The sequence below is a fragment of the Chitinophaga sp. 01L420 genome (assembly GCF_056399985.1).
Window position 1 is genome coordinate 20,369 of the sequence record NZ_JBFTSK010000013.1, and the last position, 23,886, is coordinate 44,254.

General features: G+C 44.0%; 21 protein-coding genes and 1 other RNA gene. 11 read left to right on the top strand and 11 right to left on the bottom strand.

The features are described 5' to 3' along the window. Nucleotides 1-10 precede the first annotated feature (10 nt). A complete protein-coding gene (truB, locus tag AC1DP6_RS14215) occupies nucleotides 11-706 on the top strand; it encodes a tRNA pseudouridine(55) synthase TruB (RefSeq protein WP_477055419.1) in 696 nt (231 codons plus the stop codon). Here the strand turns inward: truB and tamL are convergent. Beyond that, the gene (tamL, locus tag AC1DP6_RS14220) at nucleotides 687-3,122 is read right to left on the bottom strand and encodes a translocation and assembly module lipoprotein TamL (protein ID WP_477055675.1); all 2,436 of its coding nucleotides are present in this window, start codon (nucleotides 3,120-3,122) and stop codon (nucleotides 687-689) included. The genes truB and tamL overlap by 20 nt on opposite strands. 102 nt (nucleotides 3,123-3,224) lie before the next feature. On the opposite strand from tamL, the gene AC1DP6_RS14225 reads away from it, so the two are divergent. Genes AC1DP6_RS14225 through AC1DP6_RS14235 form a run of 3 tightly spaced genes read left to right on the top strand, consistent with a single transcriptional unit; the run spans nucleotide 3,225 to nucleotide 7,299 of the window. Then, nucleotides 3,225-3,965, top strand: a complete 741-nt coding sequence (locus AC1DP6_RS14225; RefSeq protein ID WP_477055420.1) for a TrmH family RNA methyltransferase — start codon at nucleotides 3,225-3,227, stop codon at nucleotides 3,963-3,965. Between the two features lie 6 nt (nucleotides 3,966-3,971). Continuing rightward, entirely contained in the window at nucleotides 3,972-5,003 is a 1,032-nt protein-coding gene (locus AC1DP6_RS14230) for a hypothetical protein (RefSeq protein WP_477055421.1), read from the top strand. Next, on the top strand, nucleotides 4,969-7,299 hold the full coding sequence (locus tag AC1DP6_RS14235; protein ID WP_477055422.1) for a hypothetical protein: 2,331 nt from the start codon (nucleotides 4,969-4,971) through the stop codon (nucleotides 7,297-7,299). The genes AC1DP6_RS14230 and AC1DP6_RS14235 overlap by 35 nt, the downstream gene beginning before the upstream one ends. Here AC1DP6_RS14235 and AC1DP6_RS14240 read toward each other — a convergent pair whose 3' ends face one another. Continuing rightward, the gene (locus tag AC1DP6_RS14240) at nucleotides 7,300-8,535 is read right to left on the bottom strand and encodes an ABC transporter permease (protein ID WP_441572561.1); all 1,236 of its coding nucleotides are present in this window, start codon (nucleotides 8,533-8,535) and stop codon (nucleotides 7,300-7,302) included. Nucleotides 8,536-8,721: 186 nt separating this feature from the next. Between AC1DP6_RS14240 and AC1DP6_RS14245 the strand changes: the two genes are divergently transcribed. Beyond that, complete coding sequence (locus AC1DP6_RS14245; RefSeq protein ID WP_477055423.1) at nucleotides 8,722-10,011, top strand: type IX secretion system plug protein; 1,290 nt, start codon at nucleotides 8,722-8,724, stop codon at nucleotides 10,009-10,011. 57 nt (nucleotides 10,012-10,068) lie between these two features. Here AC1DP6_RS14245 and AC1DP6_RS14250 read toward each other — a convergent pair whose 3' ends face one another. From AC1DP6_RS14250 to ffs, 5 genes are all read right to left on the bottom strand, one after another. Then, nucleotides 10,069-11,379, bottom strand: a complete 1,311-nt coding sequence (locus AC1DP6_RS14250; RefSeq protein ID WP_477055424.1) for an NAD(P)/FAD-dependent oxidoreductase — start codon at nucleotides 11,377-11,379, stop codon at nucleotides 10,069-10,071. 264 nt (nucleotides 11,380-11,643) lie between these two features. Next, nucleotides 11,644-12,354, bottom strand: coding sequence for an MIP/aquaporin family protein (locus tag AC1DP6_RS14255; protein ID WP_477055425.1), 711 nt, complete (start codon nucleotides 12,352-12,354; stop codon nucleotides 11,644-11,646). A gap of 35 nt (nucleotides 12,355-12,389) precedes the next feature. Further along, nucleotides 12,390-13,883, bottom strand: coding sequence for a glycerol kinase GlpK (gene glpK, locus AC1DP6_RS14260; RefSeq protein WP_477055426.1), 1,494 nt, complete (start codon nucleotides 13,881-13,883; stop codon nucleotides 12,390-12,392). Between the two features lie 180 nt (nucleotides 13,884-14,063). Further along, a complete protein-coding gene (gene fsa / locus AC1DP6_RS14265; protein WP_441572556.1) occupies nucleotides 14,064-14,714 on the bottom strand; it encodes a fructose-6-phosphate aldolase in 651 nt (216 codons plus the stop codon). Nucleotides 14,715-14,838: 124 nt separating this feature from the next. Beyond that, nucleotides 14,839-14,938: signal recognition particle sRNA small type (gene ffs, locus AC1DP6_RS14270), an RNA gene on the bottom strand. Nucleotides 14,939-15,149: 211 nt separating this feature from the next. Between ffs and AC1DP6_RS14275 the strand changes: the two genes are divergently transcribed. Next, nucleotides 15,150-15,593, top strand: a complete 444-nt coding sequence (locus AC1DP6_RS14275; protein ID WP_477021534.1) for a DUF5684 domain-containing protein — start codon at nucleotides 15,150-15,152, stop codon at nucleotides 15,591-15,593. A 47-nt stretch (nucleotides 15,594-15,640) separates the two neighbouring features. Here AC1DP6_RS14275 and AC1DP6_RS14280 read toward each other — a convergent pair whose 3' ends face one another. Continuing rightward, nucleotides 15,641-16,381: an RDD family protein gene (locus AC1DP6_RS14280; RefSeq protein ID WP_477055427.1), complete on the bottom strand. Its 741-nt coding sequence runs from the start codon at nucleotides 16,379-16,381 to the stop codon at nucleotides 15,641-15,643. Between the two features lie 122 nt (nucleotides 16,382-16,503). Here AC1DP6_RS14280 and AC1DP6_RS14285 point away from each other — a divergent pair, with 122 nt between their 5' ends. From AC1DP6_RS14285 to AC1DP6_RS14305, 5 genes are all read left to right on the top strand, one after another. Then, nucleotides 16,504-17,499: a stage II sporulation protein M gene (locus AC1DP6_RS14285; RefSeq protein WP_477055428.1), complete on the top strand. Its 996-nt coding sequence runs from the start codon at nucleotides 16,504-16,506 to the stop codon at nucleotides 17,497-17,499. 1 nt (nucleotide 17,500) lies between these two features. After that, entirely contained in the window at nucleotides 17,501-18,289 is a 789-nt protein-coding gene (locus AC1DP6_RS14290) for a hypothetical protein (RefSeq protein ID WP_477055429.1), read from the top strand. Next, nucleotides 18,286-19,515: a DUF4350 domain-containing protein gene (locus AC1DP6_RS14295; protein WP_477055430.1), complete on the top strand. Its 1,230-nt coding sequence runs from the start codon at nucleotides 18,286-18,288 to the stop codon at nucleotides 19,513-19,515. Before AC1DP6_RS14290 ends, AC1DP6_RS14295 begins: the two co-directional genes overlap by 4 nt. 3 nt (nucleotides 19,516-19,518) lie before the next feature. Next, on the top strand, nucleotides 19,519-20,499 hold the full coding sequence (locus tag AC1DP6_RS14300; RefSeq protein WP_477021539.1) for an AAA family ATPase: 981 nt from the start codon (nucleotides 19,519-19,521) through the stop codon (nucleotides 20,497-20,499). 87 nt (nucleotides 20,500-20,586) lie between these two features. Further along, on the top strand, nucleotides 20,587-21,939 hold the full coding sequence (locus AC1DP6_RS14305; protein ID WP_477055431.1) for a DUF58 domain-containing protein: 1,353 nt from the start codon (nucleotides 20,587-20,589) through the stop codon (nucleotides 21,937-21,939). Here AC1DP6_RS14305 and AC1DP6_RS14310 read toward each other — a convergent pair whose 3' ends face one another. The 3 genes from AC1DP6_RS14310 to AC1DP6_RS14320 are packed head-to-tail and all read right to left on the bottom strand — an operon-like array spanning nucleotide 21,940 to nucleotide 23,849. Then, nucleotides 21,940-22,629: a hypothetical protein gene (locus AC1DP6_RS14310; protein WP_477055432.1), complete on the bottom strand. Its 690-nt coding sequence runs from the start codon at nucleotides 22,627-22,629 to the stop codon at nucleotides 21,940-21,942. A gap of 47 nt (nucleotides 22,630-22,676) precedes the next feature. Further along, a complete protein-coding gene (locus AC1DP6_RS14315) occupies nucleotides 22,677-23,267 on the bottom strand; it encodes a riboflavin synthase (RefSeq protein ID WP_477055433.1) in 591 nt (196 codons plus the stop codon). Between the two features lie 21 nt (nucleotides 23,268-23,288). Then, on the bottom strand, nucleotides 23,289-23,849 hold the full coding sequence (locus AC1DP6_RS14320) for a cob(I)yrinic acid a,c-diamide adenosyltransferase (protein ID WP_477055434.1): 561 nt from the start codon (nucleotides 23,847-23,849) through the stop codon (nucleotides 23,289-23,291). Nucleotides 23,850-23,886: the final 37 nt, after the last annotated feature.

Below are 23,886 nucleotides of genomic sequence, written 5' to 3' on the forward strand. Positions count from 1 at the left end.
TCTTTGCGCCATGCAAACGAACGAAAATATTAATTACCAGGAAGGAGCCGTGATATTGATCAACAAGCCATTAACATGGACTTCCTTCGATGTAGTGCGTAAGATAAGAAATACCACCAAAGCAAAAATAGGTCACGCCGGCACGCTGGACCCATTGGCTACCGGACTGCTGATTTGCTGCACCGGGAAAATGACAAAGAAAATTAATGAATACCAGGCCCAGGAGAAGGAATATACCGGCACTTTCACATTAGGAGCTACCACACCCACTTTTGACAAAGAATCCGAGCCTGAAAATTTTAAAGACATCAGTCATCTTGATGAAGCTGCTATACTGGCAGCTACCCAGCCTTTTATCGGGGAAATCATGCAGTTACCTCCCATTCACTCTGCCATTAAACAAAATGGTAAGCCTATCTATCTGCTGGCCAGGAAAGGGGTAGATGTAAAAGTGGAACCACGCAAATTAACTATTTCGGAATTTGAGATCACCAAAATTGACTTACCGGAAGTACATTTCAGGGTGGTGTGCAGCACGGGCACGTATATACGTTCACTGGCGAATGACTATGGTGCTACACTGGGTTGTGGTGCTTATCTGAGCAGTCTTTGCAGAACACGTATCGGTAATTTCAAACTGTCGGATGCTACTGACATGGCTGATTTCATTGCTGCCAACACCGTCCCTAAAACGGATAACCAATAGCAATATTCCAGATAATATTATCACGCCGCCATCTACTGTCTTTCAAATCCCATTGGCTCAGATACCAGCCGTTTTTATTGCCGGTAAAGTACGGAACTTTCAATGGGATACCCCAATCCAAACGGATGAGGAAGAAAGAGAAATCCAACCGCAGACCCGCGCCCGTTCCTATTGCCAGATCATGATATAACTGGCTGAACTGGAATTCGGAGCCGGGTCTGGAGGGATCATTCCGGATCATCCAGATATTACCCATGTCCAGGAAGGTAGCCCCTTTGAGGTTGATAGTACCTCCAAACATTCGTAACAGATCGAAACGGTATTCCACATTGCCCTCCAGCTTCATATCACCTGTTTGATCAGGGAATGTTTGTGCGCTAGGGGTAGGGGAGTTATCCTTGTAGGAGCCGGGCCCCAGTGTACGTAAGCGCCAGGCGCGGATACTGTTGGGGCCACCGGAAGTGAACTGTCTTACATAAGGTAACACCTGTGAATAACTATACGGGATGCCTATCCCGGCATAAGTCCGGGTAGCAAGACCGCTGTGCAGTCCCAGTTTCCAGTAGTGGCGGTAATCTGCTTCTATCTTTACAAAATTGGAAATATTAACATTGGTCAGTGTTTCCAGGTTGGTTTTATGCCCGCTGACACTGTTCATCAGGCTGTTGATGCCGCTCAGCCAAAGCCCGGACTCTTCTATGTTTATCCGGAAGTAGCTGTAGTGGCGCTGATGGAGTAAATCCTGGTTGCTATAGATGTAAGAAACACTTTCTCCACCGATCAAGGCCGGCTCAAAACTACGTCTCAGGTAAGGATTGGCATTTACTACGCTGTCCCGGAAAGTTGGATCCAGGCTAACACCCACATAGTTCAATGTGATAGGCCTGATGATCCAGCGTTTGTACAATGTTTCGTTCCAATCATAGCCGTACGAGGCATTGATACTGGTGACATCAAATTTCTCAACACGTGACAGGTAATTGGCGCCCAGTGTTAACCGGGTTTTGACGTTAGACCTGGCGGATTGTTTAATGTTAAATGGCAGTGCAAAACGTGGCCAGGTAAGGCCTATTTCTCCGCCAAACTGTTTGGATTGCAGGTCCCATCCGGATTTCTGACGTATCAGCTCAATGCCGGTATTCAGGGCCATACCTAGCTGGGTAGCCGTATTATTCAGATTGATGTGGCGGTAGTTGAGGGTAATACCGGATCCCAGCGTATAGTCGGAACTGTTACTTAACTCAAAGCTGAGTCCCAGTTCCTGTTTGCGGCGTGGTGTCAGGAACACGTAAGCATCCAGTGTTTTAACAGAATCTTTCCGCTCTTTGTACTGGAGCGTAACAAATTGCCAGATGCCGATGTCGTATAATTTATTGACTGTATTGGTATACTGTTGCAGGGAATAAGTTTCTCCCGGTCTTAGTAATATAGATTTAGAAAGAATTTTGGGTTTCAGTATCTCCTGGTGATAACGAATGTTGATATACTTGCGGTTATCATGTTTCAGGGTGCTGTCGTTTGGATTGCCATTCAGCGAAAAATCGGGGTAGGCATAAATCTTACCGATATGATATTGTTGCCAGGTGCCGATGGTGTCTTCCGGGTTTTTGATATGGATTTCCACGTCCATGGTCAGTTTATCCCGTCCTTTGTTTTCGTTGAAGATATTCACGAGTCCTTCAAAAGGGTTGAGGGTATTGCGGAACAGGGATTTATTCAATGTATCCACACTGTATTCTATCGCATCGCGGTTAAACTGATAGTAGCCGGCATCTTTGATCAGCCGGGTTAACCTTTCCCTTTCGCTGCCAAGGGTCGCCGATTTAAAAACCACGCCTTTCTGTACGAGTGATAATTTTTCATTGGCTTTTACAATGTTTAAAATTGCAGTATCGGGTATAACGTAGGTAATTTTATCTATGACGAAGTTTTTGCCGGTATTTACCTGGTAGGTAACACTGGTTTTTTTACGTTTGGTTTTAGCCTCATAGTTTACGGTAGCATAAAAGAAGCCTTGGTTATGGAGGTAGCTGCTCATGCGTTCCACCGACTCTTTGGATTTGGTGGAATCATATACTACGGGTTCTTCGAGGTTTCGTTTTGACAGGACCAGGTTCCAGAACCAGTTTGATTTTTTCTCGTTATACTTCTGGTTATAGAGCCAGACTTTTATGCGGGTGGTCAGTAATTTTTTGTTGGGTTGCTGTGTCATCAGCGATTTCGAAGAGAGGGAGCTGCGGAGATCCTGTTTTTCGGAGTTGAGTACTTCTCCCTTTACATCTACTTTACTGCTGGTATATAATGTTTGATCCTTTTGAAGGTATTTGGTGTTGGAACATGCCGCCAACGTGAATATTACAGCTAATAGCAGCAATTGTTTCAGCAGTAAAATTCTGGATTTGGGAAGCAGCTGCATCACGGGCGAAAACGTTATTAGTAATTTTTAAAGCCATTCCTGACGAACCGGATACCATGCCTCTTCTTGGCTGATTAAAAGAAATCGTGTAGGTTTGGCCCCATGTTGTCAAAGGCGCAAATTAAATATATTCAATCATTACAGCACAAAAAAAACAGGCAAAAATCCAGCCAGTATGTAGCAGAGGGTGACAAGATCGTGCAGGAGCTGCTACAGGCGGGCATGCCCGTGAAAGGAGTATTTGCAACAGCCGATTGGCTGGAGCAACATACGGCCTTGCTGGACAGGTTACCTGCGGGTGCAGCGGCAGAAGTGGATGCAACAATACTGAAACAATTGTCTTCCCTCACCACACCCAACAGGGCAATGGCTTTGCTGGATATGCCGGCGGCGGCCAATCCGCTTCCTGCAGCAGGTACTGTGGCGCTGGTGCTGGAAGCCATACAGGATCCCGGTAATATGGGAACGCTGATTCGTATCGCCGACTGGTTTGGTATACCACAGATTATTTGTTCCCCGGATTGTGTGGATGTATATAATCCTAAGACCATACAAGCTACCATGGGTAGTATTATCCGGGTACGTATAGCCGAATACGATATAAAGGAGTTGTTGCAGCAAACTAAACTTTCTTCCTATGCAGCTACCCTGCATGGTAAGAATATCGCTGATTTTCCGGCCATGAAAGAAGGTATTATCCTGATTGGTAATGAAGGAAGGGGATTAACGGAAGAAGTAATAGCACTGGCTACCCACCGGATCACCATTCCCCGTCTCGGTGGCGCCGAATCATTAAATGCTGCAGTGGCAGCAGGTATTATCTGTGGCAGGTTGCTTATTTAAAATATCATGATACCCCGTATACTGTTTATAAGTTTGTTTGTGTTAACTGCTGCCTGTCATCATCCTGTACAGCGAAAAGTAACGCCTGCCTTTTATTACTGGAAACAAACCTGGAATGGGAACACCAAAGAACAGGCATATGTACAGCAGCTGCCGGCCAAGCGCTTATACATCAAGTTATTTGATGTGGACGTAGACGAGGTGACGAAAGCACCCGTACCGGTAGCCATTTTCAGACAATCGGCTCCCTTGCCCGCCACTGTGGACATTGTGCCGGTGGTGTTCCTGATGAATGAAGTATGGGCGCATCCGGATACGGCACTTGCCGGCAAAGTAGCAAAACTGATGGGGGAATTATGCGATCGTATGCCAGGCGTGCATATCCCTGAAATACAGCTGGACTGCGACTGGACAGAGCGCAGCCGGGATGCCTATTTCTCCTTTATAAAGCAAATCAAACAAACACCTTTCTTTCAGCAGCGGCGTATATCGGCCACCATCCGTATGTACCAGGTGAAATATGCGGTACGTACTGGAATTCCACCGGTAGACAAAGGGCTGCTGATGTGTTACAATATGGGTGACCTCCGTAAGCCCGGCGCACATAATTCTATTCTGGACCTGGAGGTGATGGAGTCCTACCTGGGAGAGCATCGGGTTGCCAGATATCCCTTACCTTTGGACATTGCGTTACCCCTTTTCGAATGGAGTGTTTTATTCCGTAATGATATCGGGTATGCAGGGATCTTAAGGAATGTTGGAGAAACGGAATTGCAAAATGCGGCCCTTTTTGCCCCAGGCCCACCACAGCTGTACACCGTACAACAGGATACACTACTGAATGGCTATCCATTAAAGAAAGGAAATGTTATCCGGCGGGAAACTATTGATCCTTTAACACTGGAATCTTCCGCAAAGTTGGTGGCAAAACAGCTACCCACAAAAGATCCGGTTATTATATTTTATCATCTTGATTCGCTTACGCTTCAAAATTATCCCTTGGATGAACTACAAAAAATTATTCGTTTTTTTAATTAGCTTTTGTGCTGTTTTCTTTGGCAATGTGATCTACACCTTATCGTGTGGTCCCTCGCCAGATCCTTATGATTATTATATCTCCTTTTATAGTCCTTATTCAAAAGGAGGAGGATATGAACCATTTTATTATACTTCACTGAGCAATTTTTACGGTGATCCTACGCCTTCTGAGGAAACCGCTAACGTGGGGGACTGGCAAAATTATACTGGCAGTAAGGTAACGGCGAAGGATATACGCGAATGTATTTATACTTATAAGGTGGAGCAGTTGTCGGCGATTGCTATCGGCAGTAATGTGTTACCGGATAGTGTAAAACAAAATTCTTTTGCACAGTTTTTATTGAAAGATAAAAACCGGGAAGCAGCCCGTTATTTATTATTTGCCAAAACCTGCGAACCCGCCGTTATCAACGCTGACCCATGGTCTGCGCCCGACAGAAATAATGGTTTGCTGGGAGATCTGTATACAGAAGGCGAAGGGTTGTACAATAAAACCACAGATGAAGATATCCGTGAACGTTATGCTTTTCAGTTGATCCGCCTACAGCATTACCGTAAAGATTACCGGGATGCCATCACTTCTTTCGATAAATTTTTTGAAGGGAAAGATAATTCCTCATTAGTCTATTTCAAAGCGTTGGCCCTGAAAGCGGGTGCCTTATTGCGTTTAAAGGATTCCGTGCAGAGTGCGTATTTATTTTCGCGCGTATTTGAAAAAGCACCGTCTCTGCGGACTTCCTGTTTTACCAGCTTAATGTGGACTAACACCAGCAATAACCAGGTGTATCCGTTGTGTAAAGACAATCACGAAAAAGCCACTGTAGCCGCCATTTACGGGTTTGCCAACTCAGAGCCGGATGTTGCCGCGCTGCGCAATGTATACGGTTTTGATCCCGCTTCTCCTGCATTAAATATATTGCTGGCCAGGGAAATTAATAAACTGGAAGATGCATACTTCAGCCCGTATCTGAGCGAAGGACAGTCAGTCGGATTAATCAGCATGCATGACTACTCTACGGAAGAGAAAAAGAAGATGACCACGCGGTTAAGCACGCTGCAAACCGTGATAGATAGCTTCGTGAATAAGGGTAAATTGAAAGATATGGACCTGTGGCGGGTGTCATCTGCCTATATTTCCTATATCCGTAAAGACTACCCGGCTGCAAAGACCCGGTTGGAAGAAGTGAAAACAAAAGACGGGGAAGTAAAAGATCAGTGGGAAATTGTTAACCTGTTGGTAAATATCAACCAACAGAAAACAATAGATAGCGCCTTCGAATCACGTTTACTGGCTTCTTTTAAATGGCTGGATGCTAAAACACCTCCGGAAAAAAATCATCGTGATGACTGGTGGAGTATGCCGGACAAAACTTACTTTTTTAAGAAAACCTATCGCAACCTGTTATTTGCCATCCTGGCTCCCCGCTATCATCAGCAGGGAGACGTGGTGAAAGAAGCACTGATCAGGGGGCGCTGCGATTCGTTGCAGATAAACGATTATTTTGTTTCTGGTCAGACTGCGGTATCCCAGGTGAGTGATGATATGAAGTCTGCAGAACTGATCCGGCTGAATAATTTTCTGCATCAACCGGTGAAGACTCCGTATGAGTTGTACCTGGCGGGCTTCTTCCCCCAAAACCTGAATATGAACAGGATCATTGGAGAAAGCTATGTGCGCGTGCATGATTTCAGCAATGCGCGTGACTGGTTTAAAAAAGTACCGGCTGTTGCGCAGGCTACTTCTTACCAGGTATTCCGGGAACAGCTGGAGGACTTTGGAGAAGACACCGCTGAACTGGGCTATACCAAAGGCATTACGCAACAACAGTTTTGTGATCGCATGGTGCAGTTGCAGGAAAAAATGAAAACAGCGCCGGTGTCACCCAAAGTATATTACGATTATGCGTCTGCGTTATTCAGCATCTCTTATTATGGGAGAACATGGTTTTTCGTGAAGGATTACCGTCCCTCTACGCAGTGGTATACGACCAAGTGTGATAAAGATCCGTTTGAAAAACAGTATTTCGGTTGCTATGGAGCAGAAACCTATTACTTAAAGGCAGCGCAGGCCAGTACAGACAAGGAGTTCAGGGCCCGGTGTGCATTTATGGCGGCGCGTTGTTCACAGAAGCATACCGCTGAAAATGAGGATAGCGATAAATACATTTCTGCGTTGATACATAACCGTTATTTCCCCTTACTGACAGGTAGTTTTGTGCAAACTAGTTTTTACCACCAGGTATATGGTCAGTGCAGTTACCTGCGCGACTATGTAAAAAGTACCCGTAAGAAATAACTACTTAAACTGTATGGCCTTTACCGGCGTTATGCGTTTGATAATTAAGGACGGGAGCAGCAATATCAAAGTACAAATCAGGAAGGTGCCTAAGTTAATCAACAGGATATCTACCCAATGTATAGAGATGGCTGCTACCGACATATAGTACGACTCTTCCGGTAATTTGAATATGCCGGTGCTTTGTTGCAGGAAAGCGATGCCCAGTCCAAAGAAATCGCCGATCAGGATACCCAGTATCACGATATAAGCGGCCTGGAAAACAAACACCTGTTGAATATTCCAGTTGCGCATTCCCAGTGCTTTGGCAATGCCTATCATGTTGGTACGTTCCAGGATCAGGATGAGTATGGCGGTGATCATGTTGATGATGGCCACTATGGTCATGATGATGATGATGATCAATTCGTTCTGGTTCTGCAGCTGCAGCCAATCGAAGATGTTGGGATAAATATCCCGTACGGTGCGGGTAAACAGCTGGTCCGATAACAGGTTCCTGTCCATATACCTGGCCGTGGTATCCATCTTGCGGTAATCGTTGAGTGTTATTTCGTAACCGCCTACCTGTGTGGGTTCCCAGTCGTTCATTTTACGAACCAGGTTCAGATCACCGATTACATATGTTTTATCGTATTCTTCTATACCTGTTTTAAATATGCCCGTCACCGTTAACTTGCGGGCTCTGGGAGGTAATCCGCCACCCTGAATAAAATAGATAATGGCTTTATCATTTACTTTTAGCTGCAACTGTGTGGCCATGTATTCAGATATCATGATTTCGGGTGAATAGGCGGAGTCGTTAAACTGCAGGAGGTTGCCCGATTGGAGGAAACGCCTTAGCTGTGGCCAGTCGTAGCCTTTATCTACCCCTTTGAAAATGACCCCATCTATTTCCTTTTCTGATTTGATGATAGCAGACTTGGTAGCGTAATTACTGATTGTTTTAATGCCTGGTGCCAGTTTAATACTGTCTAGCAGGCTGTTTCTGCCGGTGAAAGGAATTTCTTCTGTCAGTGGTCCGGCATTGGGTTGGTATTCATTGACATGGATATGGCCCCAGAAGCTGAATATCTTTTCCTGAATCACTTGTTGAAACCCGTTTACCAATGCTGTTGCCAGTATCATTACCGCTACGCTCACCGCGGTGGCGGCTACTGCTATATTGATGATGAACTTGGAAAAAGTGGATCCCTTATTGAAAGCAATCCTTCTGGCAATAAAAAATGATAAACGCATGGAACAAATATATAGGGAAAAGCGGAAAGCGTAAAGCAGAAAGCAAAAAGCTATTGTAGCGGGCGATGGCAGGGCCTAAATTGTTTTATCTTCGCCGGGATCATTCGTTACAATAGCTTTTTGCTTTTTGTCTTCAGCTTTTCGCTTTCCATTAATAGTCGTACCTTAATTAATCAATTACCTCGTATGCGTACAGCAGCATTTTTCATAATAGCCATTGCTTCCTGTTTGTTCAGCAATAACATAGCAGCACAGGTAGATGCTATTACCCCGGACCATGTATACTACAACAACATCAGATCTGTAAAATTCAGCCAGGCAGGCGATCCTCTTAGTATGCCGATGTATACTATTGGCACCGGAGAGAAGCTGGAACTATCTTTTGATGACATGGATAATGATGTGAAAAACTATTATTATTCTTTTGTGCTTTGTAATGCAGACTGGACGCCGGCACCAGTGAATCAGTTTGATTATATGCGGGGCTTCTCCGAAACGAGAATACTGAACTATAAGTTATCCAGTGTTTCGCTGGCGCGCTATACTCACTACAGCGTGCAGCTGCCAGGCACCAACAGTTATCCGGTGAAATCGGGCAACTACCTGTTGAAGATTTACCTGGACAGCGATACCTCTCAACTGGCTTTTACCCGCCGGATGTTTGTAGTGGAAAATAAAGCTGGTATTTCGGGGTTTATACAAAGTCCCATTGCACCAAAGCTATTCCGTACTTATCAGAAGATCAATTTCGAAGTAAACACCGGCTCTTTAAATATTCAGAATCCATTTGATCAGATAAAGGTGGTGATATTGCAGAACTATCGTTGGGATAATGCGCTGACTACCCTCAAGCCTCAGTTTATCAATGGCAACGTATTAAAGTATAATGCGGAGCAGGATTGTGTGGTGCCTGCAGGAAAGGAATTCCGGTGGATAGATTTACGCAGTTTCCGTTTGCAAACGGAGCGTGTGCAGCGATCCGAGTATCATAATAACAGCACCGATGTATTCGCGGTGCCTGATCACGAAAGGGCAGATAAAGTATACCAGTTTATTAAAGATATTAACGGTAAATATTACCTGGCTACACTGGATGATTATGATCCTAATTTTGAAGGGGATTATGCGTCAGTGCATTTCTCTTTTGTAGCACCAGAGCCATATGCAGGCTACGATGTATATATATTCGGGGAGCTTACCAACTACGAATGTAATAAAAACAGCAGACTGACTTATAATGGCGCCAGCCGTGCCTATGAAGGCACGCTTTTCCTGAAGCAGGGCTATTATAATTACATTTATGGATTGGTAGATAAAACACAGCCCAATGCAAAATTCAATACAGAGCTGACAGAAGGTGATTACTGGGAAACGGAGAATAATTATACTATCCTGTTGTATTACCGGGCATTGGGTGGCAGGTCTGATGAGTTGGTATCCTCTATCACATTGAATTCTATTCTGAACAGAAAATAGTAATGAAAGCGAATTTAAAAAGGGAGATGATCATATCATCTCCCTTTTGCATTATCATTAGTTGATGCTCTGTCTTAGTTTTACAATATTGGCAGCACCGCGTTTGATGATGATGCGGGTACCTCTTTCATAAGTAAAGTAGCGGTAAAACCAGTTAATGAATACCACCAGTTTATTTCTGAATCCCAATAAGCTCATGAGATGCACTATCATCCACGCTATCCAGGCAAGGTAGCCGCTCATGCGCATGCCGGCAAATTCGGCTACGGCTCTGTTGCGGCCAATGGTGGCCATGCTGCCAAGATCCTTGTAATTAAAGCCTTTCATGGGTTTGTGGTTCAGAGACAGCCGTAAGTTATTCGCTACATTTTTACCTTGTTGAATCGCTACCTGTGCTACCATCGGATAACCTTTAGGGAAGCGGGGATCGTTGGTCATTTGTGCAATGTCGCCGATGGCGTACACATTGGTAAAGCCTTTTACCTGGTTTAGTTCATTTACAATTACCCGGCCGTTGGGAAGTATAATATCAGCAGGGATTCCTTTTACAGGAATGCCTTTTACGCCGGCAGACCAAAGGAGAGATTGTGTTTGTATCACTTCTCCGGTGCTGAGGGTAACCGTTTTTCCGTCATATTCTTTTACACCGGTATTGGTCATTACACGTACGCCTATATCCTGCAAGGCTTCCAGTGTTTTTTGAGATGTTTTTTCGCTGAAGGAAGCGAGTAACTTAGGGCCTGCTTCAATGAGGTATACATTCATTAACGACTGAGGTAAGGTAGGGTAGTCTTTGGGCATAATGTATTTGCGTAATTCCGCAAAAGCGCCCGCCAGTTCCACACCGGTAGGACCGCCACCCACCATCACAAAATTGAGTTTGGGTTTGATTTCTTCCGGATTTTGCAGCAACAGGCTTTCCTCAAATTGTTTTACAACGTAGTTCCTGATCTGTACTGCTTCAATCAGCGATTTCATACCAATCGCATTATCTTCTATATCCTTATTGCCGAAGAAGTTGGTATTGCTACCGGTAGCGAAAACGAGGTAGTCGTAGTGTATTTCACCGATACCTGTTTCCAGTATATTTTCTTCTGCGCGAAGGCCGGTTACTTCTGCCATGCGGAAAACCAGGTTTTGTTGTTTCTGGAATATACCGCGTAATGGAAAAGCGATACTATCTGGTTCCAGGCCGGCAGTGGATACCTGGTATAGCAGGGGCTGAAAAAGGTGGTAGTTATTTCTGTCCAGTAACACTACCTGAACAGGTACGTGTTTAAGCTGTTTGGCCAAGTTTACGCCGCCGAATCCACCGCCTACAATAACGATTCGCGGTTGCTTAGTGTCCGGTATGTTGGGCTGAATCATAATTCGTCAATTTATAATTACGATGATATGGTATTTAACTGGTGGTCCGCAAGTTGTGGGCAAACGGTGTACCATCGTTAAATATTCTCAAAGTTACGAAACTTTCAGAAAAAAATGAAAGTTATGTTTTTGTTTTAGCTAAAATTATGTAGAATCATATGTTTTGTAAGATGTAAAAAGATCAGGGGCTACTGGTAATACATCGTTTACCGGTAGCCCCTGATCTTTTATGTTATTTCCTGAAATTTAATAATCAGACCACAACTATTGCAGGCAGTATTTATAAATAAAAGCTGCTGCTGCAGCACCTGCCAGCGGTCCCAATATGGGGATCCAGGCGTAACCCCAGTCGCTGTCACGTTTTCCTGAAATAGGCAGGAGGAAGTGCATTATTCTGGGTCCCAGGTCACGGGCAGGATTGATAGCATAACCGGTAGGGCCACCGAGAGACAAGCCGATGGAAAGCACTACAAAGGCTACCGGTAGCGCATCGAGGGAGCCTAAACCCACAGTAGGGCCGGTAATGAAGCAGATGGCCAGTATGAATACCATGGTGGCCAGAAACTCCGTGAGGAAGTTGTATTTAGGGTTTCGGATAGCCGGAATGGTACAAAACACGCCGAGTTTGGTATTGGCATCGGGTGTTTCATCGAAATGTTTTTTGTAGCAAAGCCATACCAGCAGGGCGCCCAGCATGGTACCGACCAATTGAGCGGCTACATAACCGGGTACTTTTTCCCAGGGGAATTTTCCCTGCAAAGCTGCTGAAAATGTAACAGCCGGATTGAGATGGGCGCCACTGTATTTGGCGGTAGCATATACGCCAATAAATACGGCCATGGCCCAGCCCATGGTGATTACCATCCAGCCTCCCTGGTTGCCTTTTGATTTGTTGAGTATAACGCTTGCAACCACACCATCTCCCAGTACAATGATAAATGCGGTTCCTAAAACTTCTGCTAAATAAGGTGACATAAGTTGAACAAAATATTAAGTAACGTGGAAAAATATTATTCTTCAGTCCAGGCCTGTGCTGCTCTGATGGCGCGTTTCCAGTCGCTGCATAATCTTTTGCTTTCAGCGTCCTCCATAGTCGCATCAAAGGTGGCATCTATCTTCCATTGCTTTGCGATGGTTTCAATACTATCCCAGTAGCCAACAGCGAGTCCTGCGAGGTAAGCAGCGCCCAGTGCGGTCGTTTCTGTGATAACAGGGCGTACAACGCGGAGATGGGTAATATCTGCCTGGAATTGCATGAGCAGGTTATTTTTGGTAGCGCCGCCATCTACGCGTATTTCTGTGATGGGCATGCCTGCATCTGCTTCCATAGCCTTTAGTACATCCATGGTTTGAAAGGCAATACTATCCAGTGCTGCGCGGGCAATGTGTGCAGCGGTAGAGCCCCTGGTGAGCCCTACCATCGTGCCGCGTGCGTGTTGATTCCAGTAAGGCGCACCCAAACCGGCAAATGCAGGCACCAGGTACACACCATCGCTGTGAGGCACAGTGGCAGCCAGTTTTTCCACATCGGCAGAATGGCGGATAATGCCCAGTCCATCGCGGAGCCATTGTACTACGGCGCCACCGATAAAGATGCTGCCTTCCAGTGCATAGCTGGTTTTACCATTGATTTGCCAGGCTACGGTGGTAAGCAGGTTGTTTTTGGAAGGAATGGGTTTGTCGCCGGTATTCAACACCATAAAACAACCGGTACCATAAGTATTCTTGATCATGCCGGGTTGTGTGCATAACTGTCCGAACAGGGCAGCCTGTTGATCTCCGGCAATACCGGCAATAGGAATACGATAGGGGGTGAGATTGGCTTCTGAGTATCCGTATACTTCACTGGATTGTTTTACTTCCGGCAACATAGCAGCAGGAATATCAAAGAGTGCTAATAATTCCGGATCCCATTTCATGTCGTGGATATTAAACAACAATGTGCGGGAGGCATTACTCACATCGGTAATGTGGAGCTTGCCGTTGGAGAAATTCCATACCAGCCAGCTGTCTACTGTACCAAATGCGAGCTCGCCGTTTTCTGCTCTTTTACGGGCATCGGGTATACTGTCGAGCAGCCATTTAATTTTGGTGCCGGAGAAGTAAGCATCCAGGCGCAAGCCTGTTTTATCTTTTATGAGTTGTTCTTTCCCTTCTTTGATTAATGAATCGCAATAGGCGGCGGTGCGGCGATCCTGCCATACGATGGCGTTATGAATAGGTTTGCCGGTTTTTTTATCCCAAACAATGGTGGTTTCGCGTTGATTGGTGATGCCAATGGCGGCGATATCTTCACCGGTTACCCTTGCTTTCAGTATGACTTCTGCGGCTACGCTGGCTTGTGAAGTCCATATTTCCATCGCATCATGTTCCACCCATCCCGGTTGCGGAAATATTTGTTTGAATTCTTTCTGGGCAACAGCTTTGATGCTGCCATCGTGATCAAAAATAATAGCGCGGGAACTGGTGGTGCCCTGGTCCAGCGAAAGGATATATTTTCCCATTGGGTTCTCTGTTTATTGCGTGTTGGGTGTACGTGGATATTATCTTTGAATTTAAAATAAATTATCCAACAAAACACTATCATCTTCCAGACAGCAAAATATAACCTGGGATGAGGGCAAAAAAAATCCCCGGCGCAATTACTGCACCGGGGATACACCATCTAAAAAAATATCGTGAGATTACATTTTCTTGGCATCTTCGAGGAACTTCGCCAGACCGATATCCGTTAACGGGTGCTTCAGCAGACCCAGGATAGAATCTAACGGGCAGGTACATACGTCAGCACCTACTTCTGCACATTTCACAATGTGGAGTGCGCTACGGATAGAAGCTGCGAGAATTTCTGTTTTGAAGCCCTGTAAGCTGTAGATCTGTGCAATTTGCGCGATCAGTTCTACACCATCCCAGTTGGTATCGTCAATACGACCAATGAATGGAGATACATAAGCAGCACCTGCTTTAGCAGCCAGGATAGCCTGACCAGCAGAAAATACCAGGGTACAGTTTGTTCTGATACCGTTATCAGTAAACCATTTGATGGCTTTTACACCGTCTTTTATCATTGGAACTTTCACCACGATATTCGGGTGAATAGCAGCCAGTTTCTTACCTTCTTCAATAATAGATTTGAAATCTGTGGAGAGCACTTCAGCACTTACATCACCATCTACAATTTCGCAGATGTCTTCGTAATGCTTGATAATAGCAGCTTCGCCTTTAATACCTTCTTTAGCCATCAGAGATGGATTGGTGGTTACACCATCGAGAACGCCGAGATCGTGAGCTTCCTGTATTTGCGCCAGATTAGCTGTATCAATAAAGAATTTCATACTATATAAATTAGTTGTCAGGAAATGAACCGTTTGTGGAAGGTGCTGTCATTAGTGAAAGAGGTGGAGAAAATAGCAACCAGATACTATTGACAAGCAACTAATGACAATAAAAAAAGAAAAAAAAAGGCAAGTTACTTATATCGCACCGCTACAACCACCTACCCTTGCTACATTCCTGTCCTGGGGGAGTTCAGTAGGAGCTGGTCGTATAAGACTTGCCGGTTGCAAAGGTAATATAATGTGTTGAATCTCCAAATATTAGGCAGAAAAAAGTTGAAATTATTTTTTGAACCGTATTTATACGCATTCTTTTAATGTTAATAATGTTAGGAGTATGTATATAGCGGGAAAATATATATATTTGGTAAACAGGGTTATCCCCCAAAGAAAGATTGTTAAACTTGGAACTTCAAAACAACTTAAACCTATTTTATGCAAACAACCACCTATGAAGGCGGCAGTGCCTTCGCAGTGCTATTTAGCGGCGTATTTCTTGTCTTCGCCCTAATTCTCATTGCCATCATTTTCATCAGTCTCTGGAAAATATTTGAGAAAGCAGGTCAGGAAGGCTGGAAAGCTATCATTCCTATTTACAACCTCTACATCCTTACCGTCATTGTTGGTAAACCATGGTGGTGGATGCTGCTGATGTGTATTCCTTACATCGGTGCGATCTGGGGTATCTGGATAACTAACCTGCTCAGCAAAAGCTTTGGAAAAACTGAAGGCTTTACGGTAGGACTGGTTCTCCTGGGTATTGTATTTTATCCTATCCTGGCATTTGACCGTACTATTGTGTACAAAGGCCCGGCTGGTGATCCAACCCGTTTTAATCACGTAAACGATGATCTGAATTCGATAGGTAAATCTATCTGATGCAGCTAGCTAGATAAAAAAAGGCGGCCCGTTGAAGGCCGCCTTTTTTAATTATTCCTGGTGGTGTAATAATTGTAGTCGTTGAGCACCGTTTCCAGGAAGTAAGTATGTGGCAGGTCAGATTCAATGTGCAACACATCTTTTACCCGGTATGCCACCCTGGCGGCCAGTTCGTCATCCTTCGCCATCAGCGCACGATCCAGCAGTTCCTTCACTTTATTCATATCCCTGTCGGATAATTTCATGATCTGTGGAAACTGAGGTTTATAGTCACTATTGGAAAGATCCCGGAAGATGGTTTCTTCTATACTGCCTTTTCGTTTGGTACTGATCACAATGGTGCCAGCAATTAAATCGCCTAAACGTTGATTATATGGTGTGCGCACAATCGTTATCAGTGGTATGAGTACCGGTAAAAGCGCCATGAAATACAATGGCGTTTCAATGATCCGGAATATCCATCTTATCAGGTGCTGACTAATACTGGGCGCATTTCCTGTCATACTCACCACCTGTATATGCAATATTTTTTTCCCGGGTGTAGACCCGTTCATACTGATTTCTGTAATAGGAAAATAAAACGTGACTGGTATAAAAACCAGGAGTATGTATATCACCATATGGGCATCCATCTCCAGCCGGAAAGAGGTGAGCACTGAATAAGCCAACAGGATATAGCAGGCGCGTATGGCAAAATCAATCAGCCACGCTAAAAAACGCTTCACGATATCTGCCGATTCAAATTCGAGATCTATATTGAAAGAAGTTGGTATTTTTATATCTGCCATAGTCAAATTTACATATTTGTTTATATATTGTTAAACGATTTAGTATGTTTGCCGGTATTCCCCCATTAGTAACCCATTACTGTAGGTAATATCTGTATTTAAAAGGGAAAGAAGAACTCAATATGAGAGAATCGCTGTTTATCAAAAAAAATTTGTCCCGCTGGAAGCAATACCAGGAGGAGCCCACAGATGACCCTGATGAAATGGCGGAAAGATTTGTGTCAGTATTAGATGATCTGTCTTACGCTAAAACTTTTTATAGCTTCAGTAAGGTAACCCGTTATATAAACGGCCTGGCAGCAGGTATTTACCATCGTATTTATCAGAACCGCAAAGAAGATGTAGGTCGCTTTCAGCTGTTTTTTAAATACGAATTACCACTGCTGTTTCGCAGGTATCACCGCCTGTTATTATTCACTTTATGTTTTTTCCTGCTCTTCTGTATTATCGGCGCCTTTTCATCGGCACATGATGAAACTTTTGTGCGGGGTGTACTCGGAGACGAGTATGTAAATATGACTGAACGTAATATTGCCAATAAAGATCCCTTTGGCGTATATAAAGACGGCGATCCGTTAGGCATGTTTTTCCGCATCGCGATCAACAACATACAGGTATCTTTCTATTGCTATGTAGGCGGTATTTTCCTGGGTGTCGGCTCCCTGTATCTGCTTATACGGAATGGGGTGATGCTGGGTGTTTTTCAATACTTGTTTTTTACACATGGTCTGGGCTGGAAATCAATCCTGGTCATCTGGATTCATGGTACTTTGGAAATATCCAGTATCGTTATTGCAGCCTGCGCCGGTATTATATTGGGCAAAAGCATTCTTTTTCCCGGCACGCGCACACGGTTAGCCTCCCTGCGCAAAGGCGCCAAAGATGGCATTAAGATCATGGTAACTTTAATACCTGTATTTATAGTAGCAGCATTCCTGGAGAGCTTTGTAACCCGGCATACTGGAATGCCGCTGGTGTTAAGTCTTTTTATCTTGTTGTCATCGCTGAGTTTTATACTGGGCTATTTCATTTTTTATCCCATTTACCTGCATAAAAAAGGATATCGTTTAAATGCGGAAGGGAAAGTCTTCATCCCATTTACCCTTTCAAAGCAGTAACATGAAGAAATATTTGGGGCTAAAAATAGGTTTGCTGCTGTTGCTTTGTCTCCCTTTAAAAAGTATAGCGCAATACGACAGCACAGTAACACCGGAAACTGCTATTACCCAGGAGACCGATAGTGTACCGACAGCGGCAGGCGCCGATGTTGATGCAGATACCGAAGAATACGCAGACGAAACTGCTTATCATGAGATGCGTTACATCTCAGATTCTCTGGTAAAAGCGCTGAAAGAAAATAAGAAGCTGCAGTACTATGATATAAAAAAGGAGCCTCCAAAACGGTTGCCATGGCTGGAAAGATTCCTGGCTGCGATGTTTAATTCTATCAGTGCTATCCGCTTTGTACTTATGATTTTGTTGCTGGCAGGACTAGGATTTTTGTTGTACCGTTATATGAAAGTTAATGGTATGACCATCTTCCGTAAGGCGAAACTAATAGATGGTCTGACGGAGATACAGGAAGAAGAACTGCAAAGCGGAGAGGAATATGAGGAGAAAATAAAAACAGCTATTGCGGCCGGAGATACAAGACAGGCCATACGCTGGTGGTACCTGTATACCCTGTTTCAGCTGGCCGGCCGGCAAATGATTGTGGCGGGCCGGGAAAAAACCAATAATGACTACCTGCTTAGTATGCGTAGCTCTCCCTACTATAAAAAGTTTGCCACACTGACGTTGGACTATGAATATATCTGGTATGGTGGGTTTGAGGTGAGTGAAGATGATTTCAGGAATATTAACCAGGAGTTCAGGGATTTTAATAACGCAATAGGAAAAGCTTCGTGAAGACTAAATCCATTTATATCATCATAGGATCGGTTGTACTATTATTTATAGTACTGATGATCATTGGAGGCAATTTTTCCATTAACCCGGAAGAGCAATCTACTGATATGTCCCGGTCTTCTTTTTCCAGTAAGGATAAGAAAGCGGGCGGCGCTTACGCCGCTTTTAAGATGCTGCCAGAACTGTTTTCCAAACATTCTATACAGGTGGTGACTAAACCTTTTGCACGCACCTACGAAAAGGAAACGGAACTGAAGTATAGCGGCAACACCTATATACTGGTGGCTAACGAGCTGTTTACAACAGAAAAAGATGTAGATGCCATGCTGGAATATGTATCACCTGGCAATGAACTGTTTATTGCAGTAAATAACCCGGATCCTTATTTAGCCAAACAGCTGAATTTTAAGGTGGTGGAAAGTGATAACCTGCAGCATCAGAAAGCAGGTGTGGTACAGCGTTACGAGGATACAGCGGTGCCCGTAGATACCAGCTTCTCTTATGAAGGGATGATCAGCGGCAATTATTTCTCTGGTACAGACAGTACTACAACAACAACGCTGGGCTATAACTATAAAAACAAACCCAATTTTATTCGTATTGCCTATAGCCGTGGGTACATTTATCTTTTGTTGAATCCGTATACCTTCACTAATTATTTTTTACTGCATAAACATAATGTAGCTGCACTGGAAATGCAGACTGCTTATTTGCAAAATTCAGCCGGCAATGTATACTGGGACGATTTTTATAGTGGTCAGCATAGTGCACAGGCGGGCGATTTTAGCGAGTGGCAGGTACTAATGCGCTATCCGGCTATGCGCTGGGCATTGTGGCTGGGCGTAGCATTGCTGCTATTATATGTATTGTTTGAAAGCAAACGCAGACAACGGATTATTCCTGATAAACCGGTATTTAATAACACCTCCGTTGAATTTGTGGATGCGATAGGGCAGTTGTATTATCAGCAGCATAACAACTTTAATCTGGCGCATAAAATGATCCTTCATTTGCTGGAGTATATCCGTACCCGTTATTATCTGAATACCAATATACTGAATGAAGAATTTGTAGCGGCGTTGTCGCGGAAATCTACCATATCGGAAGCGGATATCAGAACGTTATTACAGATGATGCATCATGTGCAGCTGGAAGGCAATATAAGTGATGATTACCTGAAGGAATTTTATAAACGCATTCAACTATTTTATTTAAACACGAAATAAATAATGGACACCAATACATTTCAACCCAGGACTGATTTTTCTGCTTTGCATGAAGGTGTGGAAGCGATCAGGGAGCAAATAGCAAAAGTAATTGTAGGGCAGCATCAGATGGTAGATTTGCTGATTGCAGGTTTACTTACACAGGGGCATGTGCTGATCGAAGGCGTTCCTGGCGTGGCTAAGACACTGACGGCTAAACTACTGGCACAGTGCGTGGATGCGGATTTCAGCCGTATACAGTTTACGCCGGACCTGATGCCAGCCGATGTGTTGGGTACTTCCGTATTTAATCCTCAAACAAGGGAATTTGAATATAAGAAAGGACCTATTTTCAGCAACCTGGTATTGATTGATGAAATAAACCGCGCCCCGGCCAAAACACAGTCTGCCTTGTTTGAAGTAATGGAAGAAAGGCAGATTACCAACGATGGTACTACCTGGTCGCTGGATCGTCCGTTTATGGTGATTGCCACGCAAAATCCGATTGAACAGGAAGGTACTTACCGGCTGCCGGAAGCCCAGTTGGATCGCTTTCTGTTTAAGATAGAAGTGAAGTATCCTGATTTGCAGGAAGAAGTAGCAGTGCTGCGCAGTATTCACCATTTCAGCGGGGAAACAGATCTGACAAAGATGATCAGTAAAGTAGTGACTACTACACAGATCATTGAATACCAGAACCAGGTAAGACAGGTAGTGGTAGATGATAAACTGTTCCATTACATCGCGGCTATTATCAATGAAACACGTATGAACTCATCGCTCTATCTGGGCGCCTCACCTCGTGCATCCATTGCCGTTATGAATTGTGCAAAAGCTACCGCTGCTATGAAGAACAGGGATTTTGTGATTCCTGATGATGTGGTGGAAATGATACCGCATGTATTACGTCATCGTATTATTCTTACGCCTGAAAAGGAAATGGAAGGTATTAAAACAGATGATGTTATTGCGCAGATTATTAAGATGGTGGAAGTACCGAGATAGCAGTTGGCCATTGGCAGTTAGCTATTGGCTGTTTAGCTAAAACTAACGATTAATGGCTGGAAGCTTATGATTAAATGCTAAGAGAATATGTCAGCAACTGTAAAGAATAATTTATACCAGATACTTTTTTTTACTAACCGGCTTTATTTGCTGTTGGGCATAAACGTGCTGTTGTTTATCACTGCATTTTTTATTCCGCGCCTCTACAATATTGCACTCATCGCTTTTATTGTATTGGTAGGAATTGTGTTGCTGGATATGGTATTACTGTTGCTGCGTCCTTCGGGCATTATATCGCTGGAACGTAAAACCAGCAATCGTTTCAGCAATGGAGATGAAAACGAAGTACTGCTTGATTTTCATAACAGGTATCCCTTTCCTGTTTTTGTAAATGTAATTGAAGAATTACCTTTTCAGTTCCAGGAACGTGATTTTTCTTTGCGTGCAAAAGTAGGCGGCGGTGCGGCGCATGTGTTCAGATATGTACTGCGTCCACTGGAAAGAGGTGTTTATCAATTCGGCTATAGTAATGTATTTATTAAAAGTGCATTAGGTATTATCAGTCGCCGGTTTGTATTTAATAACGAACAGGAAGTAAGTGTTTATCCGAGCTTTCATCAGTTGCGTCATTTCGAATTGTATTCCTATATGAACCGGCTGAATGAATTAGGTGTGCATAAACGCCGCATCATCGGGCATAGCATGGAGTTTGATCACATTAAGCCTTATACAAAGGGGGATGATGTGCGGATGTTAAACTGGAAGGCATCTGCCCGCACGGGCAATCTGATGGTGAATAATTATGTGGAAGAAAGATCACAACAGGTATATTCTATCATAGACAAGGGGCGTACCATGAAGATGCCTTTTAATGGATTGTCATTGCTGGATTACGCTATCAACGCTTCGCTGGTATTCAGTAATGTAGCCATCAATAAAGGCGACAAAGCCGGGCTGGTAACATTCACTGAAAATAAAACAGAAGTACTTCCTGCCAGCAATAAAAAAATACAGGTGAATAAGATCCTGGAAATGTTATATGCGCAGGAAACACATTGGCAGGAAAGTGATTATGAGGCATTAAGTGTACAGTTACGCAGTAGTGTATCTACCCGTTCATTGCTGATGGTATACACCAACTTTGAGTCCATGTCGAGTTTGCAGCGGCAGTTACCTTTTCTGCGCCGGCTGGCCCGTTATCACCTGGTGCTGGTGGTATTTTTCGAGAATACAGAATTGAAGAAAATCACGGAGCAACCTGCTTATGATATAGAGGGTATTTACAAGCAAACTATTGCGCAAAAGTTTGCGTACGATAAGAAACTGATTGTAAAGGAGCTGGCGAAATATGGTATCATGTCGCTGTTAAGTCCTCCGGAACAATTGACCCTGAATGTGGTGAATAAATACCTGGAGTTGAAATCACGCATGCTGATATAGTTATTGTCTTCTTTTTCTTTTGTTCCCTTCGGGAGAATTTTTTATCAGCAGGGAATCATTGTCAGGCGCCTGTTTTACGGGGATGACAGACCTCAGGTACATGCGGTCATTTGGTTTATACCATGCTTCTACGGTGACTGTTTTCGAGGAATCATTTTTATCCAGCAATAAGTCCTGCCCTATAATTTTACCGGTAGAGGCAGCAAATCTGATGGTGGTGGTATCTAATGGAAATACTTTTCCGCTGTTGAATTTTCCTTCTACATTCAGGTAAAAACGGATATCCCGTTTAATGCTGTCGGCATAATGGTTAAAGCGGATACCTGTAATATATGGCAGGGTGATTGTCGTTTTTAAGGGGTCGCTATTGCCGGTAGTAACGGTAAGGGTAATACGATAATGATCATTTATAAGCTGCGCTCTGTCGAAGTAAAGTACTCCATTCCGGATAGTTCCATTGTTGCTGCTGATATTTAATTTGTTCCACCGGTAATTGCCTTTGCCGTAGCCGGTGGTGAGCTGGGTGGAGCTGTCGCTGTAGAACAGCTGTATGCCAATAGGAGCGCTGTTATAGAGCTCCGTTACCGCAGTAGCATCGTAACTGCCCTTTATCCTTACCACACCAGGCTGTTGGGCATTTGCCAACAGGGTGATAAAAAGCAGGGAGCAGCAGAGAAGGTATTTTAGCATTCAGCTGTCAGCTTTAGTAAAATGATGGTGAGGAAAACTAACGATGGTTAGTTTCTTACCGCTAATTGTCTGGCTACATATTTACCGAGAATATCAAATTCCAGGTTGATCAGCACGCCGGGTTTTATTTTAGATACGTTGGTATGTTCGTAGGTGTATGGAATGATGGCTACTGAAAACTCATCATTGGTTACATCAAATACAGTAAGACTGATCCCATTCAGGCAAATGCTTCCTTTTTCCACGATGAGGGCGGCAAATTCAAGAGGATAGCGAAAACGGTATAACCAGCTTCCATTCTGTTCCTGGCAGGAAATACATTCTCCTACGCTGTCTACGTGTCCCTGTACCAGGTGGCCATCTATGCGGCCGTTGAATACCATGGCTCTTTCCAGGTTCACGAACTGAGTGGGGGTGAGCTGACCAAGATTCGTTTTTTGCAGGGTTTCTGCTACGGCAACGGTTTCGTAAGTATCTCCCTGGATGTTGGTAACGGTAAGACATACGCCATTATGTGCCACACTCTGGTCTATTTTTAATTCGCCTGCGAGTGGCGTTTGTATCGTTATTACCAGGTTACCACCGTCCTTCCTGGTAGATACTACTTCTGCTAGTGTTTCTATGATTCCTGTAAACATGAAGCGAATTTAAGAAAATTTCTATACCCGGGGTTTCCATGGAATTTCATCCACGCCCAGCTTGTGTCCTACCCAGCGTGCGAGTACAAAAAGGTAATCGCTCAGACGGTTAATATATTTGAGTACCAGTGGTTCGATGAACATATCGTGTTCCTGCATACCTACGCAAAGTCTTTCTGTACGCCGGCAAACGCAGCGGGCAACGTGACAGGTAGATACCGCCACATGGCCTCCCGGCAAAATGAATGATTTCATGACGGGGAGTTCTTCATTCATCTGATCGATGCTTTTCTCCAGCAGTTCGATGTCTGTCTCATGGAGGTCCGGTATTTTTAATTTGGTTTCTTTATCAGGATCACAGGCCAGTGCCGCACCGATGGTAAAAAGACGGTCCTGTACTTCCCGGAGCAGGTGTTTGGTGTCGGGATCTGCGATATAGTCATTGACGAGACCAATGTAGGAATTGAGTTCATCAACAGTGCCGTAAGCTTCAATGCGCACATCACTCTTGGGTACTTTAGTGCCGCCGATGAGGGATGTTTTTCCTTTGTCGCCTGTTTTAGTGTATATCTTGAATGACATGGATAGTATTTAATGCAAATTACGAATTAGGAATTAC

Bases quoted from the DNA above. Each gene is read 5' to 3' on its own strand.
- truB (WP_477055419.1), top strand. From the start codon at position 11: ATGCAAACGAACGAAAATATTAATTACCAGGAAGGAGCCGTGATATTG.
- tamL (WP_477055675.1), bottom strand. From the start codon at position 3,122: ATGCAGCTGCTTCCCAAATCCAGAATTTTACTGCTGAAACAATTGCTG.
- AC1DP6_RS14225 (WP_477055420.1), top strand. From the start codon at position 3,225: ATGTTGTCAAAGGCGCAAATTAAATATATTCAATCATTACAGCACAAA.
- AC1DP6_RS14230 (WP_477055421.1), top strand. From the start codon at position 3,972: ATGATACCCCGTATACTGTTTATAAGTTTGTTTGTGTTAACTGCTGCC.
- AC1DP6_RS14235 (WP_477055422.1), top strand. From the start codon at position 4,969: ATGAACTACAAAAAATTATTCGTTTTTTTAATTAGCTTTTGTGCTGTT.
- AC1DP6_RS14240 (WP_441572561.1), bottom strand. From the start codon at position 8,535: ATGCGTTTATCATTTTTTATTGCCAGAAGGATTGCTTTCAATAAGGGA.
- AC1DP6_RS14245 (WP_477055423.1), top strand. From the start codon at position 8,722: ATGCGTACAGCAGCATTTTTCATAATAGCCATTGCTTCCTGTTTGTTC.
- AC1DP6_RS14250 (WP_477055424.1), bottom strand. From the start codon at position 11,379: ATGATTCAGCCCAACATACCGGACACTAAGCAACCGCGAATCGTTATT.
- AC1DP6_RS14255 (WP_477055425.1), bottom strand. From the start codon at position 12,354: ATGTCACCTTATTTAGCAGAAGTTTTAGGAACCGCATTTATCATTGTA.
- glpK (WP_477055426.1), bottom strand. From the start codon at position 13,883: ATGGGAAAATATATCCTTTCGCTGGACCAGGGCACCACCAGTTCCCGC.
- fsa (WP_441572556.1), bottom strand. From the start codon at position 14,714: ATGAAATTCTTTATTGATACAGCTAATCTGGCGCAAATACAGGAAGCT.
- AC1DP6_RS14275 (WP_477021534.1), top strand. From the start codon at position 15,150: ATGCAAACAACCACCTATGAAGGCGGCAGTGCCTTCGCAGTGCTATTT.
- AC1DP6_RS14280 (WP_477055427.1), bottom strand. From the start codon at position 16,381: ATGGCAGATATAAAAATACCAACTTCTTTCAATATAGATCTCGAATTT.
- AC1DP6_RS14285 (WP_477055428.1), top strand. From the start codon at position 16,504: ATGAGAGAATCGCTGTTTATCAAAAAAAATTTGTCCCGCTGGAAGCAA.
- AC1DP6_RS14290 (WP_477055429.1), top strand. From the start codon at position 17,501: ATGAAGAAATATTTGGGGCTAAAAATAGGTTTGCTGCTGTTGCTTTGT.
- AC1DP6_RS14300 (WP_477021539.1), top strand. From the start codon at position 19,519: ATGGACACCAATACATTTCAACCCAGGACTGATTTTTCTGCTTTGCAT.
- AC1DP6_RS14305 (WP_477055431.1), top strand. From the start codon at position 20,587: ATGTCAGCAACTGTAAAGAATAATTTATACCAGATACTTTTTTTTACT.
- AC1DP6_RS14310 (WP_477055432.1), bottom strand. From the start codon at position 22,629: ATGCTAAAATACCTTCTCTGCTGCTCCCTGCTTTTTATCACCCTGTTG.
- AC1DP6_RS14315 (WP_477055433.1), bottom strand. From the start codon at position 23,267: ATGTTTACAGGAATCATAGAAACACTAGCAGAAGTAGTATCTACCAGG.
- AC1DP6_RS14320 (WP_477055434.1), bottom strand. From the start codon at position 23,849: ATGTCATTCAAGATATACACTAAAACAGGCGACAAAGGAAAAACATCC.